This is a genomic window from Petrotoga sp. 9PW.55.5.1, from assembly GCF_003265365.1.
In the GTDB taxonomy this organism is placed as follows: domain Bacteria; phylum Thermotogota; class Thermotogae; order Petrotogales; family Petrotogaceae; genus Petrotoga.
Window position 1 is genome coordinate 1 of record NZ_AUPM01000011.1, and the last position, 17,309, is coordinate 17,309.

Sequence of the window (17,309 nt, forward strand, 5' to 3'; positions counted from 1 at the left end):
CTATCGTGAGCATTATCGCTTTTTGGTTTTCTTCTATGAGTGTTGGTCCTAATGTGTCTTGCTGGATTTTTAATTGAGCCCTTTGTTCTTCTAGTAGGTTTAGTATTTCTACCCTCATTCCTTCCATTTCTTGGATTATCGGTTCTTGTGATTCGATTGCTGTAACTATTTGGTTGAAGGTTTCTTTAAAAGAGTTAACCATTACTTTGATTTCATCAAAGAGTTGAATTATTTCATCGGTAGTTAATCCATACTGCATGATTAATATTTGCGAGTCTAATTCATTAAACGCTCCTAAAATATTATTTTTATCCCCAACAGATTTTGAAGAAAAATACATAGAAGCTAGATATTCTAAGTTATCAAGTATCTGTAACGAGCTGTCTGAATAAAAAACAAGGGTTGAAACATTATTTTTTTGAGCTAAATTTTTAAAATTAGTAATAGCTTGTCTTAATTCATTAGATTTATTAGTGAAATCTTCATTTACCAGTCTTTCTTTCTCTTCATTTAATTGAACTATATGATTAAAAGAACTTTCATAGGTATTTATTCTATTTGCTATATTTTCTATTGCAGTTGAATCACCAGTTGTATTACTAAAATACACTTTTATTGAATCTATGTTTGAGTTAAAATCCTCTTTTATCCCTTCATCGTAATTAACTACGTAATCTTTTAATGCCAAAGAAGCTTCAAAAAAATTCATCTCAATTTCTGAAATCCCATTAGTTTCATCTGACATTTCTTTGTATCTACTTAGTCCTTCATTCGATGATATTAAAGAACTAATATTGAAAAAGATGGTCATTCCAAAAATTACTAAAATAACTACAATGATTGTTGTTATCCTTCCTTTAATACTAGCAAAAAACATATAAATTCCCCCTTTATTGATTTTTCTTTTCTTTTAATTATAATACAAAAAAAGCTAAAAAACAACCACATATTTGATATAATAAAAGCTATATATCAATTTTATTAACAGAATTTTATTAAAAATGTGGGGGTGTTCTAAGTTGAAAAAATTTTTTGTTTTATCTCTGATAATCCTTGGACTAATTTCTACTTTTGGGTTCAAAGTTACTATGGTTACGGACGCAGGAGGTTTAGGAGATAAATCTTTTAATGATGGAACTTGGGAAGGAGTGCAAAGAGCTATCAAAGAATTGGAAAACGTTGAAGGGAATGTAATTATTTCAAAAGAGCAAACTGATTACCTTCAAAATTTAAGCACAGCTGCAAAAGAATCAGAGGTAGTAATTGGCGTTGGTTTTTTAATGTCCGATGTTCTTTTTAAAGTTGCTGCACAATTTCCAGATACATATTTTATAGGAATAGATATAGAACCTTCTCCCAACCAACCCGTTCCGTCTAATTTAGCTCTCTACACCTTTAGAGAAGAAGAAGGTGGTTTTTTACTGGGATATTTAGCGGCTTCTATGACAAAAACTGATAAGGTTGGTTTTATAGGTGGATTAGAAATTCCTCCCGTTAAAAGATATGAAATCGGTTACCGTTCTGGTGTTAAAGCGTATAATCAAATTAAGGGTAAAAATGTAGATGTGATTACAGGGTATGTTGGAAGTTTTACAGATTCATCAAAAACAAAACAAATAGCTCTTTCCCAGTACAATTTTGGAGCTGATATTATCTTTACTGGAGTAAGTACGGGAGCTGTAATAGATGCTGCTAAAGAAACGGGTTCTACCTTTTACAGATTAGAACCTAATGCTTCTTTAAAAGATGTTATAGATAGCTACTATGAACAGGGCAGAGGGTATTTTGTAATAGGCTATGATATGGATCAAGATTATATGGCCCCAGGATACGTTTTAACAAGCTCTAGAAAAAAAGTCGATGTTGCTACTTTTGAAGGTATCAGATCGGCTATTTATGATAGAACATTTAATTCAGGGCATCAAGTTTTAGGAATAGCTGAAGATGGAATGGGAATTTCTCTTATGAAGTATACTAAGGGATTTGTTCCTAATGAAGTAATTGCCGAACTTTCTTACTTACAAAAAGTTGTAAAAGACGGGGATCTAATGGTTCCTAGTTCAGAAACACAATTCAATTCTGTGGATTTTAGTTATATTGAATTTCCTTTTTAATGATAATATTTTTTACATAGATAAATTTATTATACAATTTTGTGGTATAATCTATCTTGAATTGCATTTTGAATTAATATAAGAAATAAGGGGGATTAATGATGGAATCTGAACTTAAAATAGTAACTTTCAATATTGGTAAAGATAAGTTTGGGCTCGATATTATGAAGGTGGATGCCGTAATTGAGTATGAAGAAGCTACTACCCTCCCTAATACTTCCGATTATTTTGAAGGTATCATTAACTACCGAAATGAAGAAGTTCTACCCATAATTAACTTAAGGAAAAAATTTAGAATGCCTGATTTTGATGACAAAACACTTGCAAAAGTAATTGTTCTTAAAATGGATGAAAGAAAAGTTGGCATCATGGTCGATGATGTTAAGAATGTTCGAAGTATTAATCAGGATTTGATTGATGAAAAACCAAAAATTGGTGGTATTCGTCAGGCGGATTTTATAAGTGGTATAGCCCGTTTAGAAGACGGTATGTTGATAGTTCTTGATATAGATAAATTGATAACAAAAGAAGAAAAAATCGCAATAGACGAAGTAGTAACAGATTAAATCTAGCTTCTGATAAATTTTAAATAAAAATGGCGTATATTATAATTTTTTAAATACGCCATTTTTGTTTTCTATATTTCATTCTTCATCAGCTGAGGTGGGGATGACACAAATAAATTCCAAATCCTCTTCGCCTGCATTTTTCAATTGATGTTCTACACCACCAGGTATATAGACAAAACTATTTTCTTCTACTAGATTATATTTTTCTCCATCAAAAACTTCTGCTTTGCCTTTAACTATATATATTTCATGTTCCCATCTATGAGAATGTTTTGGAGAATGTCCGCCAGGTTTAACAGTGAATAATCTCATAACAAAGTTTGGTGCATCAAAATTACTTTTACCTATTAAAATTCTTTTTTCAACATCTTTTGTTATTTCATTATTTATTATCAAAGGTTTTACTTCTTTGGCTTTACCTATAATTGCTTTATTTTGTTCCATCTATTTCTTCCTCCTCGGCTTTAATATTTTTAGCTTTTTTTATCCTATTAGGCATGCTTTCAATTAAAACCTTCAGTTTATCAACACTACTTAATATAGAGGCTTTATTTTGAGTTACTATCTCTTCGTAAACCTCATTACGATATATTTTTATATCTTTTGGAGCCTCAAACCCAATTTTAATATTACCGTTATTCATTTCTACAACGGTAAATTTGATTTTTTTGTCCCCTACCTGTATAACTATTGATTCTCCTATTTTTCTAGATAATATTAACAAGACTATTCACCGTCTTTTTGAACAGATAATAATTCTTCATTCCTTTCTAACTCTTCTTTCAAGCGATGCCTAATCATATATTTACTATCGTCGATCAAATATTGAATTCCTTTGTGATTATTTTGTGAAATAATTATCGGTGCAGCTAAATTTATTGTTATATCTTCTTCATTTTCTGGAATAGTAAGAATACTTAATATTATAGCATCTTCTGGTTTCTCTAAATTTAAGTATTCTGTTAAATCTTTAGGTAAAATAAATTCATAATCATTTCTTATAAGATTAGGTATCGTAACTGGAAAAGCTACATCTTTGTCTTCTAAAGAAACTAACCACATTATAGGATAGGTAGAGTCGGGGTCTAAAATTGCAAATTTTTTTAAACTTTCAAACCCAGGAATACCATATTCAAATATTACTATTTTATCAGTATCAATCTTTACTTTACCTAATTTAGTTTCAAACTCTTCGATCATTTAAAAACCCCCTTATAAATAATCTGCCAAAGTCGGAGGAATAATATTACCCGCAGCTTTTAAAGCAGCTTGTAAAACGTTTTGTTGCATAGCTAATTCCATAACCACTTGAGCCATATCCGCATCACTTTCTTTTGATAAAAAATCTGTTGAAAAAGTATTAAAATCTTTCATTCTGCTAGAGGTCAGTTCAAAAATCCTTTGTGTAGCACCTACATCAGATATAGCTTTTAAAGCCTTTGACTGTATTTCGTCTATATTACCTAATTCTTTCTGAATTAAACTGTTATCTCCACTATCAATTGCTTTTGATAATCTGTCTACTATCCCAAAAACTGATGCACCACTATCAGTTACAAAAACATCATAAACCGTTTTCCCATATTCTATATCTTGTCCACCAACTGATATCTTTTGTTTAATATTTGCTTGGGGTGGTACTAATATTTTGAACTCCCCATTTTCATCAATTCCTACAACTTTTTGATTATTGGTTGCCCCACCATAGATATAATTCCCAGATATTTCCGTATTAGCAATAGATACTAAATGTGTGTTGATTTTTTCAAGCTCTGTCGCTATCGCTTTTCTGTCAACTTCGCTCAAACTATCATTTGCTCCTCTAACAGCTAATTCTTTGATTCTTAGAAAAACAGAATTGAGTTCTTGTATCGAAGAATCATACATATTAGCATAATTTTGAGCAGTTTCTATATTTGATTGATAACGCTCAATTTCTCTCAATCTACTATCTAGATTAGACACCCTAGAAGCAATAGCCGCATTATCTGAAGGGTAACGAACTTTCTTACCAGTAGTCAATTGAGAATTTAAATCGCTGTATTTTCTTAAAACACCTTGTAAATCACCTAAGGTTCTTTTATTTAAAAAATTTTCTGTAATTCTCATAATTCCATCACCTTCTATTTTCTATTCTATCCTACACCTAATTTATTTATTACAGTATCCATCATTTGGCTAACAGCTGTGATAACTCTAGCTGAAGCATTAAAAGCTTGCTGATATTTCACAAGATTAGTCATTTCTTCATCTATTGAAACACCCATAATTTTTTCTCTTTCCAAACTTATTTGTGAGTTTAGAGTCTCACTATTAAGCCTCATCTTATCAGCAGTTTCCCCTTTTACACCCATTTCAGTTACGATACTACCCAGAAAATCTGAAAAACCGACTTTCCCATTATCTAGCAAATTAGCCTTATTTAACTTTGATATTTCATCCCACACAGTTACATTACCAGGACCAGTTGGAAAATAATTATTACTGTCATAATATCCCAGATCAACTGCCAATAATGAAGGATTATTTTTTAATGTAGATGAAACTGAAACTTGATTAATAATTCCAATTTCCTTCTCTATCCTAAGGATATCTGCTTTTGAAAATTGCTGTTCAATATCTGCCTGAGTAAAATTTGGAGATATAAGAGTTATTTGATTATTATTATTAATATCTCCTTCTAACAACCCTAAACCAACAAATAAATTCTCTGAACCTCTAATAGTAACATTATTTAAATCAAAATCTATCATATTTCCTGCTCTAAGAACAAACGAACCATGTGGAGTTATTGATGCTGTAACTCCTGTATTTGTAGTGTTAATTTTATCAACTAAATCATTTGCGGTATCTTTTAAGGGATTAATTTCTATCTTTATCCCGTTTATACTCATTTGCAAAGTATCGTTCGAACCCAAAATATTATTTAAAGTTGGTTCAGAAGTATCTAAAGCATCTAAGATAACTTTTTGAGCTTGCATGTCAGATAAAGAACCTTCAACATCATTCAACACAATTGTATCTAAATCAGCATTTGGTACCTTTGTTGTAGGTACTATGTATATATATCCTTCACCCGTAACTGTATCAGTATCATCTATAACCTTTAAATATCCTCCAGACCCTGAGTTTATTTTATTAACCAAACCATCTTTATCATCAAACGAAATAGTATACGTTTCATCGTTAATAGAAAATTCTAGAGAACCACTCTCAATCTTTGAAGCATCAATTTTATAGGCTCCTACTTCTTTAGTTGGAAATCCATAATTCTTAAAAAAATCACCTGCTACATCAACTATCAATTTGTTTAGAAACCCTGAAGAATCGTCAAAATATATAGAATTACTATTAGCATCGTATTCAAGAGAATCCGGGTAAGAAGCGGGATCAGAACCTGATGAAACTGAATAAAGACTAAAATCATTCCAATTAATATTAGGATCAGTATAAAAATTCTTATTACTAGTTACATAATTTATATTATCTGGATGAAAAACATCAGAATATCCAGCTATTCTAAATAACCTTGAATCTTCAAAACCTCTTTTTGCACTTATATCAGAAAAAAAGTTGGCACCTGTAATGGTTCCTGTAGAATCCCAACCTTCTTTGTGAATTAAATTTGTCGTATCTACTAAGTACAAACCAAACTCATCCAAGCTTGTTTGATAAGAAGGGATAATTTCATCTCTTAATTCAAAAAGAGCAGCCATCTTACCATCGTTGAAAGTTAACAAATTATTACCCACATATGCTTGGTAATTATCTTTTTCGCCTGTTATAGTTAAAGCTTTAATTTTTTGATAACTACTTCCGTTTAATACTACTTTATCTCCAATCGCCAAAGATAATTGTCCGTTAGCAAGATAAGTTGTTCTAACGTCTGTTAATTCAGAAAGTTTATCCAACAATCTATCTCTTTCGTCCAACAAATCATTAGGAGAACCACTTAGAGATCCAGAAGTTAGAATTTTTTGATTTAAATCAGCAATTCTTTCCAAATAACCATTAATTTCATTTATTCTTAGATTTATTTCGTTATTTATATCTTCGTTTAATTGTTCTAATCTATAATTAAGATCTTTCATTGTATTCACTAATTCATCAGCTCTAGAAACTATCTGAGCTTTAGCTGCTTCGTTTGAAGGATCCGTTTTCAGTTCTTCCATAGATGCCCAGAAATTATCATACATAGTTCTTAGCCCGGTTTCTCCGGGTTCACCAAATAATTGCTCCACATAATGAATATTGGAATAAATGTTTTCCCAATAGCTCAATCTTGAAGAAGTTTCTCTAAACTGGGAATCTAAAAATTCATCTCTGATTCGTTGGATATCACTTACAGTAGAACCTGTACCAAAAGCGATTGCCCTACCACCACTTCCCATAGTTGTTAATTTAATGGGATCTGTAGTAACAATTGATGGGGATTGCCTAGAATACCCTTCTGTATTTGCATTAGATATATTGTGTGCAACTACAGACATCGCTATTTTGTTAGTATATACTCCCAATAATCCTGTGTTTAATAGACCATTTAAAGTCATAGCACACATTTTAACCTCTCCATCCTTTGTTAGTTAAATCTTGTGTTTTGCTTTCACCTTTGTTGGTATAGGTATTAACATTGATAATAGATTCTGGATTGATAATTTTGTATATAAAATTATTTAAATTCGAATGAAAAGAAATCAAATCATTTAGTAGACTAATTTCATCTTTTAAATCTTTTAATGTATTAATCAAGTCAGATAATAGAATAGCGACTTCAACATTATTTTCTGAAAAAAAATCAATAATCGATTCTAAGTTATTATCTATACCGTTTTTTTCTATTAATTGATTCATAATTTGAACCCTAGAACTTTCTACTTTTTTAAAATTATTAGCTTTTTTTTCAATTATCAATAAAAACCCATTTATCTCGTTTACAGATATTTTTTCCATCAACCCATTTCTAAGATTAATAAAAGCATCAAGTAATTTTTTTAATTCATTATTTTCTTCTTTCAAAAGCTCTCTCATCAGTTCTATATCAGTAATACATACCACCTACTTTATTCGAACATTTTATTTACAATACTTTCTATATCTACTTTATAATTACCGTTTTTTATAGCGTCCTTTAGTTTATTTACTAAATCTTCTCGCACTTCAGGGATCCTATTTGATAATTCTATATACTTCTTAGATTCTCCTGTAATTTCATATACACTTTGCTTATTTTCCTCTTTTAGATCTTTTTTTAAAGATAATCGATCTAAATTTTTATGATTTAATTTATCCAAATTTTCTCTTCCTGCCGGATTAATATTATTGATATCCACTCCAAATTCCTCCTTTCAACAAATAATTCAAGCAAATATTACTTCCTTTTTCATTCTATTATCGTCTAAAATCATTGTTTCATTAGAAATTTTAGAAAAAAAACTATTAGCTATTAATAGATATTTTGTAATATAATAAATATTATATTTTAAAAATATTAGTTATATTTTTACTTGCATTTTCTTTTTTTTTGGTATAATTTTTTTAGACATTCCTAAAATATATAGGGAGGTATAGAATTATGGAAGGACGAATTCCATTAATTGGAGAAAAGTTTCCTGAAATGAAAGTTTACACAACTGATGGTATAAAAGAATTACCAAAGGACTACAAAGGGAAATGGTTAGTGCTTTTTAGCCATCCTGGAGATTTTACTCCTGTTTGTACAACTGAATTTGTAGAATTTGCAAAAAAACACGGGGATTTCAAAAAGATTAATACAGAGCTTTTAGGGCTTTCTGTAGATGCAGTACATTCCCATATTAAATGGATGGAATGGATTAAAGATAATTTGGGAGTTGAAATCACTTTTCCAATAATTGCAGATACAATGGGAAAAGTAGCTTCAAGGTTGGGAATGGTGGATCCAGAAAAAGGTTCAGCTACAGTTAGGGCAGTATTTATCTTAGACCCTGAAGGAAGTATTAGATTGATAATGTATTATCCTTCTGAGGTGGGTAGATACATAGATGAAATATATAGAGCTCTAAAAGCCCTACAATTATCAGACAAACATAAATTAGTAACCCCTGCCAATTGGCCAAATAACTCTATTTTAGGATCTAAAGTAATTATACCGCCAGCATCAACTTATGCAGAAGCAATGAAGAGAAAAACCTCAGGTGAAGAAGGTTATGATTGGTGGCTTAAAGTTAAAGAACTAAAAGAATAATCTGATTTTTTCAAAAGAGCGGCTTATAATAGTCGCTCTTTTTTATTATTAACAAATAGTAAAATTATTAATCTAATTTTTCTTAGCTCCGAAATTTTAAAAAACGCTTCTTTTCCAACATTCACTGAACTTCCTGTTAAAAATAACTTTAAAAAACATTTGTACTTTTTCTTATAAAAATAATAATATTTGTTTGCTAATATATTTATGATCATTATTTGCTAGTATCTATTATATCTTCTTCTTATTAACTTGTATTCCAATTTTACTCCCGTTTTTTGAACGCATAACACAGGTAAGAAGTCGATAATTTGTTTTTCAGCTTATTAAAAAAGCTAATTTTTTTTTACACTATAACGGTTAAATCAAAAGTTAAAGGAGGGAATAAATGGAAGAAGTAACGATAAAAAATCTATATAAAATATGCTGAATTTCTAATTAGATTCAGAATGAGCGATCAACAATTAGGAGATCTAATGGGTAAAATAGCTGATAGTAATGAGGAACCATTAAAAGTAGCAACTGAATGGATGTACGAATACGAAGATCTTGTAGAAAGTTGGATTCCAAATAAATAATTAACAAAACCATGTAAAACTGCACCTTTTAGGGTGCGGTTTTTTTATGATATAATATATATGTGATTTTTTTTACTAATTTTGTACTTAAAAGGAGACTCAATTAAGTATGCGAAAAGATAGGATAGAAAGTTTGATTGATTTAATGCAAAAGAATCATATTTATCAGGCTATTATTACTTCCACCTCTTCAATTTATTATTTTTTGCAAGAATGGATTGAGCCTGGAGAAAGACTAATTGCTTTATTTATAAATATTTCAGGCAAGGTAAAATTAATAACTAATGAAATAAATAGGATTCAAAATTTGCATGAAGATTATCTTTTGAAATATTCAGACTCTGAAAACCCCATAAAAATCTTAACTTCATTTATCAAGAGTGATGAAAAAGTAGGAATAGATGAAAAATGGAATGCAGGTTTTCTGTTAGACTTAATAAAAGAAATAAATACAACAAATCTGGAAAATATTTCTCCTTTAATAAGCAATTTACGAATGATAAAAGATTCTGAAGAAATTAGATTAATGAAAGCTTCTTCTCTAATAAACGATAATGCAATGGAAAAGGTTATAGAAATAGTTTCAGAGATGCTACCTGAAAAATATTTGGCAAAAGCTATTAAAAATATTTTCGAAAAAGAAGGGGCCGATGAAGTTTCATTCAATCCTATAATTGGATATGGAAAAAACTCTTCTGATCCTCATCATTTACCTGACAATTCAAAAGTTAAAGATGGTGATCCTGTCTTAATAGATATAGGATGTATTAAGAATTATTATTGTTCTGATATGACAAGAACCGTATTTTTTGGAAAACCCACTGAAAAAATGAAAGATATATACCAAATAGTTTTGGACGCTAATTTACAGGCAATAGAACATGTTAAACCTGGTGTTATGGCTTCTGAAGTTGATTCAATTGCCAGAAATTTTATTAAGAATAAAGGATATGGAGATTTTTTTAAACATAGATTAGGGCACGGCGTAGGATTAGAAATTCATGAACCTCCATACATATCGTTCAATTCAAAAACAACTTTGAAACCGGGAATGATTTTCTCAATCGAACCAGGAATTTATATCCCCAAAATTGGAGGAGTAAGAATAGAAGATTTGGTCTTAGTAACAGAAAATGGTTTTGAAGTCTTGAACAAATATCCAAAAGATTTTATAGTTATATGACTTTTTAACCTTTTTATGATTGTTCCACATAAACTTAATAGTTAACTTGAAATATATCTTTTTATGTGGTATAATTTTTTAAAGATAATGACCAATGGTCATTTTTTATTTTGAGAGGTAGATCTTATGGTTAATAGTCGATATGATAAAAAAACAAAAGAAGAAAAGAAGAATTTAATAATGAATATAGCAGAAAAAATATTTGTAGAGAAAGGCTATCAAAACGCAACGATGACTGAAATAGCAAAAAAAGTTAATATTGCCAAAGGTACTCTTTATTTGTATTTTTCTAGCAAAAAAGATCTCTACTTTACTTCAGTGGAAAGGGCTTTAACTACTTTAAAAAATTTGATTATTGATAATTTCAAAAACTGCAAAAATGGCTTTGAAAAGGTTGTCACTATGGGAAAAACTTATGTTTTTTTTAGTACAGAATATCCAAATTATTATAAATTAATTCTAAATTATGAAACCTTAGAATTTAATTTTGATGACAAAGATCAACACGTGAAAAAAACATATGAGAGAAGCCAGGAAATATTTGAACTGTTAGTTTCTTGTGTAAAAGAAGGTATCAAAGATGGTTCTATAGATAAAGAATTTGATCCTTCAAAAATATCGATGATACTTTGGGGCGAAATAACCGGACTAGTTCAACAAGTAAATCTTAGAGGAAAGTTGTATAAAAAATGGACTGGATTAACTCCCATTCAAATATATGAGTATTATATTGAAGTAACAAAAAAAATGCTAATTGCAAACTAATAAAATATTTTTATTTCTAAAATACAAAACAGCAGGAGGTAAATAGATGAAAAAAGTTGTTATAACTGGTATAGGAACAGTCAACTCAATAGCAAAAAATTGTGAAGAGTTTGTAAAAGGTTTAAAAGATATGAAAATTGGTATAGACAAAATAACACAGTTTGACACTACTGATCACAAGGTTAAAATCGCAGCTGAAATAAAAGATTTTGATCCACAAAAATACTTAGATAAAAAAACAGCAAAAAGGTACGATAGATTCTTACAATTAGCTATTGCCGCTTCCGATGAAGCGATAAAAGATTCGGGATTAGAAAACGACGGGGAATGGAAAGAAAATGCAGCCGTTATTATAGGTTCGGGAATAGGTGGTTTTAAAACGTTATATCATGAATTCCATGTTATGGAGAAGAAAGGCCCAAAATTTGTAAGCCCTTTTTTGATACCTATGATGATCGCTGATATGGCTAGCGGTGTTGTTTCAATAAAACATCAATTGAAAGGTCCTAACTTCACAACTGTTAGTGCTTGTGCCTCCGCAGTTCATTCGATTATTAGTTCAGTTATGTTGATAAAATCTGGAGAAGTTGATGTAGCAATAACTGGAGGCTCTGAAGCTGTTATAGATCCTATGCCAATCGCTGCTTTTGCAAATATGACCGCATTGTCACAAAGAAATGATGAGCCCCAAAAAGCATCAAGACCTTTTGATAAAGAAAGAGATGGTTTTGTGATGGGTGAAGGTGCTGGAGTATTAGTTCTAGAATCTGAAGAACACGCCAAAGCCAGAGGAGCTAAAATCTATGGTTATATAGCTGGTTATGGTATGACAGGAGATGCCTACCATATAAGCCAAACTGATCCAGAAGGCACAGGAGCAGCAAGAGCGATTAAAAATGCTTTAGATATGGCAAAGATAGATCCCTCAGAGGTAGATTTAATAAATTGCCATGCGACAAGCACTCCTGTTGGAGATAAATCTGAGGTTCGAGCTATTAGAAACGTTTTTGGGAAAAACGCAACTAATCCTATAATGCAATCAACCAAAACATTGATTGGTCATTCGCTTGGAGCTGCTGGTGCAGTCGAATTAATAGCCTCTATATTAGAAAGCCAGAATGAGTTTGCGCATGGTATGCCTAACCTTGATAACCCAGATGAGGAAATGAAAGATCTAAATATTCCAAAAGAAACTAAGAATCAACGAATTGATGTTGTTTTAAAAAATTCTTTTGGTTTTGGTGGTCATAACGCTTCATTGATTTTTGTGAGAGATTAAAGGGGGAGATTGTAAATGCCAAAAATAGGTATAGTTACTGATAATACTTGTGATATCGATCCAAAAAAATTAGAAGAAATGGGGATAGGATACGTATCCCTATATGTCAATTGGAAAGGTGGTTTTGTTAGAGCAGTAGATATAGATATCGATGAATTTTATGAGGAATTAAAAACAGTAGATTATATACCTGCTACATCTCAACCTACTCCTCAAGATTTTGAAGATGTTTATAAAAAGATGCTTAAAGATTATGATGAACTTATATCTGTCCATATTTCAGAGAAACTGAGTGGAACCTATAATTCCGCAAGGATTGCCGCAAAAAATATTGACGAAAAAAGAATTCACATAGTTGAAAGTTATGAAGCAACCTGGGGATTGGGACACTTGGTATTCGCCCTAAAAAATCTTATAGATTCTGGACATTACAATATTGAAGAATTAAATGAATATGTTGAGCATTTTCATGAAAAAGTAAATGTATATTTCACAGTTGGTAGTTTAAACTATCTCGCAAAAGGCGGAAGAATTGGGAAAGCAACTGCTTTCTTAGGGAGTATGTTAAATATAAAGCCTCTTTTAAACTTAGAAAAGGGTGAAATTTTACCTGTTAAAAGGATTAGAGGTTACAATAAAATAATTAAAGAATTAACTACATTAGCAATGGAAGAAAAGGGTAAAGGCGAATTGAAATATATTACAGTAGAGCATACAGGAAGTCTAAAATTGGGTGGAGATTTAATGGACGAAGTAGTTAAACTTGGAGTTCCACGTGAAAAAATAATTTTTGAACCTATGGATATCATAATAGGTATGCACTTAGGACCTGATTCCGGAGGGATTATAACAACCTGGGAGTGAAATTAATGAATATAGATGAAATTATGAAGATATTACCTCATCGTTATCCTTTTTTATTAGTGGATGGAGTAATAGATATTTCTGATGAGAGAATTAAAGCTTTTAAAAATGTAAGTATCAATGAGCCTTTCTTTCAAGGACATTTCCCTAATTACCCAATAATGCCAGGCGTGTTAATTATTGAAGGCATGGCTCAAACTGCGGGCTTGTTACTTATGAAAGATATGGAAGGGGATTTAATTCCCCTTTTTACTGGAATTGACAAGGCAAGATTTAAAAGAGAAGTAAGACCAGGGAACAAGTTAGTTTATGATTTGAAAGTTTTACAAAAAAAAGCAAATATGTTCAAATTACAGGGAATTGCCACAGTTGAAGACAAAGTATGTGTTCAGGCTGAGATAATGGTTGGAATAAAACAAGATTAAATACGGAGGTGTAGTTTTGGAAACTGTTAAAAATAGAGTAACTGAGTTGTTAAATATAAAATACCCTATTTTAGAAGGAGGAATGGCGTGGGTCGGAACTGCTAAATTAGCTGCAGCTGTTTCAAATGCCGGAGGGCTTGGAACAATAGGTTCTGGAAATATGGATGCAAAACTTTTAAAAAATCAAATAGATACAATAAGAAAATTGACTGATAAACCTTTTGCTATTAATGTAATAATGCTCAATCCGCATATAGAGGAAGTAATTGAATTAATTATTCAGGAAAAAGTTCCCATTGCTATACTAGCTGCGGGCAATTCTAGTAAGTATATTTCCAAGCTTAGGGAAAAAGGAATCAAAACTTTAGCTGTTGTTTCTTCTGAGAATCTTGCGTTGAGATTGGAAAATGCGGGCGCTCAAGCCATAATAGGTGAGGGGATGGAATGCGGTGGCCATATAGGTGATGTTACAACAATGGTCTTAGTACCAAAACTAGTGGAAATATTATCTGTTCCTGTCATAGCAGCTGGAGGCATTGCAGATGGAAAAGGTGCTGTCGCAGCTCTCTCACTAGGCGCAGAAGGAATACAAATGGGGACACGATTTATTGCGACTTATGAATGTGAAGCACATGAAAATTATAAAAAGAAAATAATTGATGCAGGGATAAGAGATACAATTATTACTGGTCAAAAGATGGGTCATCCGGCAAGGATAATTAAAACAAAATTCGGCAAAAAAATAGCAAAATTAGAGGCTTCTTCTCCAGAAGAAGCAGAAGAAGCGTTAGTTGGAAGTCTTATGAAGGCTTTCGTATATGGAGATGAAGAAAGAGGGTCTTTTATGGCCGGACAATCTTCTGGATTAATAAATGAAATAAAAAGTGTAAAAGATGTAATAGAAGATACCATGGACTATATAATTAACAATAAATTTAGTAAATAAAAAATGGAGGCGATAGATTTGCGATGTTTTGTTTTTACAGGTCAAGGTTCCCAATATCTTGGAATGGGAAAAGAATTGTTAGATAATAAACCTGAATATAATATGTATTTTGATAAAGTTAAGGACAAAATAAATGTAGATATTAAGAGTATTATATACGGAAACGATGAGAAAGAACTTACACTTACACAAAATGCGCAAGTAGCAATATTAACAGTAAGTTACATAAAATATTTGTATTCTTTGGAACAAGGTATAAAACCTGACGTTGTTGCAGGCCACTCACTAGGTGAATGGACAGCAATATTGGCTGCTAATGTTATTGATTTTGAAGATGCTATTGAAGCTGTTTATTACAGGGGTTTATATATGAGTGAAGCCTTCGAACCTGGAAAAGGTGGGATGGCTGCAATAATAGGCATGGATCTGAATGAAATTCAAAAAGTTTTAGAAAATTATCCTAATGTTCAGATAGCTAATTATAATTCACCAACTCAAATTGTAATAAGCGGAGAAATGGAAGAACTTTTAATTTCCATGGAAAAGCTCAAAGAAAATGGAGCAAAAAGAGTAATATCTTTGAATGTTAGTGGACCTTTTCATTCTAAATTCTTGAAAGATGCAGAAAATAGATTGAGACAAAAAATTGAACAGGTCACTTTTAGAACTCCTTCTATTCCTGTTGTTCAAAATGTAACAGCTAGATTTGAAAAGGATCCTGAAGTTATAAAAGAAAATATAATAAAACAAATTACTTCCCCTGTAAAATGGGTTGATTGTGTCAAAGAATGTATTAATAAAGGTGTAGACGAATTTGTTGAAGTTGGCCCAACAAAAGTTCTAACTAAGTTTATCAAACAAATAGATAAAAATGTGAGACTTGTTAACATATAATAAAACCGGGGGTGTTTCCATTGAGGTTAAAAGGTAAGGTTGCTTTGGTAACAGGGGGATCAAGAGGTATCGGTAAAGAAATCTGTCGACTTTTTATAAAAGAAGGTGCTAAGGTAGCTTCGTTAGCGATGGATAAACAACCTCTAATAGAAGATTCTGAAAAAAATGATTTCCCTGAAAACAATTTTGTTTATTACCAGGCAGATATAACAGATTTTGAAAAAGTGAACGACATTGTTACTCAAATTTATGAGAATTTTGGAAAAATTGATATCCTGGTAAATAATGCTGGAATGGCAAAAGATACTTTTTTAGTAATTATGAAAGAAGATGATTTTGATAAGGTTATTCAAGTCAATTTGAAAGGTACTTTTGTGGTGACAAAAGCTGTGGCAAAAATAATGAGAAAACAGAAATTTGGAAATATAATAAATATGGCTAGTGTTGTTGGAATAGAAGGCAACATAGGGCAAACTAATTATTCTGCCGCAAAGGCCGGAATTATAGGCATGACCAAATCTTGGGCAAAAGAATTAACCATGAAAGGTGAAAATATTAGAGTCAACGCAATAGCACCTGGTTTTGTTAAAACAGGGATGACAAAAAGCCTAAAAGAAGATTTAATCGATTATGTAGTTGAAAACACTTGTTTAAAAAGATTAGGAGAACCTAAAGACATAGCAAATCTGGCTCTTTTTTTAGCAAGTGAAGACTCTTCGTTTATTACAGGACAAGTTATAAGAATAGATGGAGGTTTAAGATTATAAAATTATAATAAATTAAAATCAAAAACCCTAGAGATTGAACTGCCCCATGTCAAGTAGACACAAAAATTAATAAAAAACTATATACAACTGGATGCTTGGTTTCTGAACTTAACAGGAGCTACGCATCCAAATTTTTCTGGAATCTATCTTTGTTATAAAGTTTAATACGGTTTTATTCCCCTTCCTCGAAGGGGTGGATGCAGCGTTTTATGCTGCAGACGGGGTAGTCGGTTCTATTCCCCTTCCTCGAAGGGGTGGATGCAGCGTTTTGTGCTGCAGCCGGGGTAGTCTCTCTTTAATTTGCTTTTAGCAAATTGAAAATCCAATTCAAAAGCAACTACCCCGTCTGTGACAATAACCGTCACAGCCACCCCTTCAAAAAGGGGAATTAAACCTAAATCTTTTGCAAGAGGTAAATTAATACTTATTTAGGAAGTTTTATTATTTCACTCTAAAATTTCTTTTAGTTGGTCTATGGTTATTTTCAGAATATTTTTCTTTATCTTATTAATCTCTTCTTCGCTTGCTTTCTTTATTTTTTCTTCTAACTCTTTATCAAATTCTTTTCCAAATCTTTGGTTTAGTATTTCTAATACTAATTCTTTCTTTCCTTCTAGCTCTCCTTCTTCCTTGCCTTTTTCAATTCCTTTTTCAAATCCCTCTTCTTTGCCTTTTTCAATTCCTTCTTCAAACAATGAAGCT

Annotated in this window: 19 protein-coding genes and 2 pseudogenes; 12 read left to right on the forward strand and 9 right to left on the reverse strand. The window is 31.2% G+C overall.

Annotated features, from left to right (window positions below; all coding sequences use genetic code 11):
- Positions 1 to 877: pseudogene (locus tag PW5551_RS02075) on the reverse strand (methyl-accepting chemotaxis protein); the annotation flags it as partial.
- Between the two features lie 142 nt (positions 878 to 1,019).
- Here PW5551_RS02075 and PW5551_RS02080 point away from each other — a divergent pair.
- Positions 1,020 to 2,114: a BMP family protein gene (locus PW5551_RS02080; protein ID WP_113074076.1), complete on the forward strand. Its 1,095-nt coding sequence runs from the start codon at positions 1,020 to 1,022 to the stop codon at positions 2,112 to 2,114.
- 101 nt (positions 2,115 to 2,215) lie between these two features.
- Positions 2,216 to 2,680 carry a chemotaxis protein CheW gene (locus PW5551_RS02085; protein ID WP_113074078.1) on the forward strand — a complete coding sequence of 155 codons (465 nt, stop codon included), beginning with the start codon at positions 2,216 to 2,218 and terminating at the stop codon, positions 2,678 to 2,680.
- 78 nt (positions 2,681 to 2,758) lie between these two features.
- On the opposite strand, the gene PW5551_RS02090 is transcribed toward PW5551_RS02085, so the two are convergent.
- From PW5551_RS02090 to PW5551_RS02120, 7 genes are read right to left on the reverse strand one after another with little or no spacing between them, the layout of a single operon-like run.
- Positions 2,759 to 3,127, reverse strand: coding sequence for a cupin domain-containing protein (locus PW5551_RS02090; protein ID WP_113074079.1), 369 nt, complete (start codon positions 3,125 to 3,127; stop codon positions 2,759 to 2,761).
- A complete protein-coding gene (gene csrA, locus PW5551_RS02095) occupies positions 3,114 to 3,407 on the reverse strand; it encodes a carbon storage regulator CsrA (RefSeq protein ID WP_113074082.1) in 294 nt (97 codons plus the stop codon). Before csrA ends, PW5551_RS02090 begins: the two co-directional genes overlap by 14 nt.
- Before the next feature lie 2 nt (positions 3,408 to 3,409).
- Positions 3,410 to 3,883, reverse strand: a complete 474-nt coding sequence (gene fliW, locus PW5551_RS02100) for a flagellar assembly protein FliW (RefSeq protein ID WP_113074083.1) — start codon at positions 3,881 to 3,883, stop codon at positions 3,410 to 3,412.
- A gap of 12 nt (positions 3,884 to 3,895) precedes the next feature.
- Positions 3,896 to 4,792, reverse strand: coding sequence for a flagellar hook-associated protein FlgL (gene flgL / locus PW5551_RS02105; RefSeq protein WP_113074085.1), 897 nt, complete (start codon positions 4,790 to 4,792; stop codon positions 3,896 to 3,898).
- A 26-nt stretch (positions 4,793 to 4,818) separates the two neighbouring features.
- Entirely contained in the window at positions 4,819 to 7,242 is a 2,424-nt protein-coding gene (gene flgK / locus PW5551_RS02110; RefSeq protein WP_113074088.1) for a flagellar hook-associated protein FlgK, read from the reverse strand.
- A 1-nt stretch (position 7,243) separates the two neighbouring features.
- A complete protein-coding gene (locus PW5551_RS02115) occupies positions 7,244 to 7,738 on the reverse strand; it encodes a hypothetical protein (protein WP_146738314.1) in 495 nt (164 codons plus the stop codon).
- Positions 7,739 to 7,743: 5 nt separating this feature from the next.
- Positions 7,744 to 8,013 carry a flagellar biosynthesis anti-sigma factor FlgM gene (locus PW5551_RS02120; RefSeq protein ID WP_113074093.1) on the reverse strand — a complete coding sequence of 90 codons (270 nt, stop codon included), beginning with the start codon at positions 8,011 to 8,013 and terminating at the stop codon, positions 7,744 to 7,746.
- A 242-nt stretch (positions 8,014 to 8,255) separates the two neighbouring features.
- Here PW5551_RS02120 and PW5551_RS02125 point away from each other — a divergent pair, with 242 nt between their 5' ends.
- From PW5551_RS02125 to PW5551_RS02165, 10 genes are all read left to right on the forward strand, one after another.
- On the forward strand, positions 8,256 to 8,906 hold the full coding sequence (locus PW5551_RS02125; protein WP_113074095.1) for a peroxiredoxin: 651 nt from the start codon (positions 8,256 to 8,258) through the stop codon (positions 8,904 to 8,906).
- Positions 8,907 to 9,355: 449 nt separating this feature from the next.
- Positions 9,356 to 9,484, forward strand: coding sequence for a hypothetical protein (locus PW5551_RS10650; RefSeq protein WP_255420106.1), 129 nt, complete (start codon positions 9,356 to 9,358; stop codon positions 9,482 to 9,484).
- A gap of 109 nt (positions 9,485 to 9,593) precedes the next feature.
- Positions 9,594 to 10,667 carry a Xaa-Pro peptidase family protein gene (locus tag PW5551_RS02130; protein ID WP_113074097.1) on the forward strand — a complete coding sequence of 358 codons (1,074 nt, stop codon included), beginning with the start codon at positions 9,594 to 9,596 and terminating at the stop codon, positions 10,665 to 10,667.
- Between the two features lie 126 nt (positions 10,668 to 10,793).
- Positions 10,794 to 11,432: a TetR/AcrR family transcriptional regulator gene (locus PW5551_RS02135; protein WP_113074099.1), complete on the forward strand. Its 639-nt coding sequence runs from the start codon at positions 10,794 to 10,796 to the stop codon at positions 11,430 to 11,432.
- Positions 11,433 to 11,478: 46 nt separating this feature from the next.
- Positions 11,479 to 12,711 (forward strand): beta-ketoacyl-ACP synthase II, encoded by a 1,233-nt coding sequence (gene fabF / locus PW5551_RS02140; protein ID WP_113074101.1) that lies wholly within the window; start codon positions 11,479 to 11,481, stop codon positions 12,709 to 12,711.
- Positions 12,712 to 12,726: 15 nt separating this feature from the next.
- The gene (locus PW5551_RS02145) at positions 12,727 to 13,575 is read left to right on the forward strand and encodes a DegV family protein (protein WP_113074103.1); all 849 of its coding nucleotides are present in this window, start codon (positions 12,727 to 12,729) and stop codon (positions 13,573 to 13,575) included.
- A 5-nt stretch (positions 13,576 to 13,580) separates the two neighbouring features.
- Complete coding sequence (gene fabZ, locus PW5551_RS02150; RefSeq protein ID WP_113074104.1) at positions 13,581 to 14,000, forward strand: 3-hydroxyacyl-ACP dehydratase FabZ; 420 nt, start codon at positions 13,581 to 13,583, stop codon at positions 13,998 to 14,000.
- Positions 14,001 to 14,016: 16 nt separating this feature from the next.
- Entirely contained in the window at positions 14,017 to 14,946 is a 930-nt protein-coding gene (locus PW5551_RS02155; RefSeq protein ID WP_113074106.1) for a nitronate monooxygenase, read from the forward strand.
- Between the two features lie 18 nt (positions 14,947 to 14,964).
- Positions 14,965 to 15,840, forward strand: coding sequence for an ACP S-malonyltransferase (gene fabD / locus PW5551_RS02160; RefSeq protein ID WP_113074108.1), 876 nt, complete (start codon positions 14,965 to 14,967; stop codon positions 15,838 to 15,840).
- Positions 15,841 to 15,851: 11 nt separating this feature from the next.
- Positions 15,852 to 16,607, forward strand: a complete 756-nt coding sequence (locus PW5551_RS02165) for a beta-ketoacyl-ACP reductase (protein WP_233488402.1) — start codon at positions 15,852 to 15,854, stop codon at positions 16,605 to 16,607.
- A gap of 446 nt (positions 16,608 to 17,053) precedes the next feature.
- On the opposite strand, the pseudogene PW5551_RS10140 reads toward PW5551_RS02165, so the two are convergent.
- Positions 17,054 to 17,309: pseudogene (locus PW5551_RS10140) on the reverse strand (hypothetical protein); the annotation flags it as partial.

Coding starts and splice junctions, on each gene's coding strand:
- PW5551_RS02085 (WP_113074078.1), top strand. CDS start 2,216: ATGGAATCTGAACTTAAAATAGTAACTTTCAATATTGGTAAAGATAAG.
- PW5551_RS02090 (WP_113074079.1), bottom strand. CDS start 3,127: ATGGAACAAAATAAAGCAATTATAGGTAAAGCCAAAGAAGTAAAACCT.
- fliW (WP_113074083.1), bottom strand. CDS start 3,883: ATGATCGAAGAGTTTGAAACTAAATTAGGTAAAGTAAAGATTGATACT.
- flgL (WP_113074085.1), bottom strand. CDS start 4,792: ATGAGAATTACAGAAAATTTTTTAAATAAAAGAACCTTAGGTGATTTA.
- flgK (WP_113074088.1), bottom strand. CDS start 7,242: ATGTGTGCTATGACTTTAAATGGTCTATTAAACACAGGATTATTGGGA.
- PW5551_RS02125 (WP_113074095.1), top strand. CDS start 8,256: ATGGAAGGACGAATTCCATTAATTGGAGAAAAGTTTCCTGAAATGAAA.
- PW5551_RS10650 (WP_255420106.1), top strand. CDS start 9,356: ATGAGCGATCAACAATTAGGAGATCTAATGGGTAAAATAGCTGATAGT.
- PW5551_RS02130 (WP_113074097.1), top strand. CDS start 9,594: ATGCGAAAAGATAGGATAGAAAGTTTGATTGATTTAATGCAAAAGAAT.
- PW5551_RS02135 (WP_113074099.1), top strand. CDS start 10,794: ATGGTTAATAGTCGATATGATAAAAAAACAAAAGAAGAAAAGAAGAAT.
- fabF (WP_113074101.1), top strand. CDS start 11,479: ATGAAAAAAGTTGTTATAACTGGTATAGGAACAGTCAACTCAATAGCA.
- PW5551_RS02145 (WP_113074103.1), top strand. CDS start 12,727: ATGCCAAAAATAGGTATAGTTACTGATAATACTTGTGATATCGATCCA.
- fabZ (WP_113074104.1), top strand. CDS start 13,581: ATGAATATAGATGAAATTATGAAGATATTACCTCATCGTTATCCTTTT.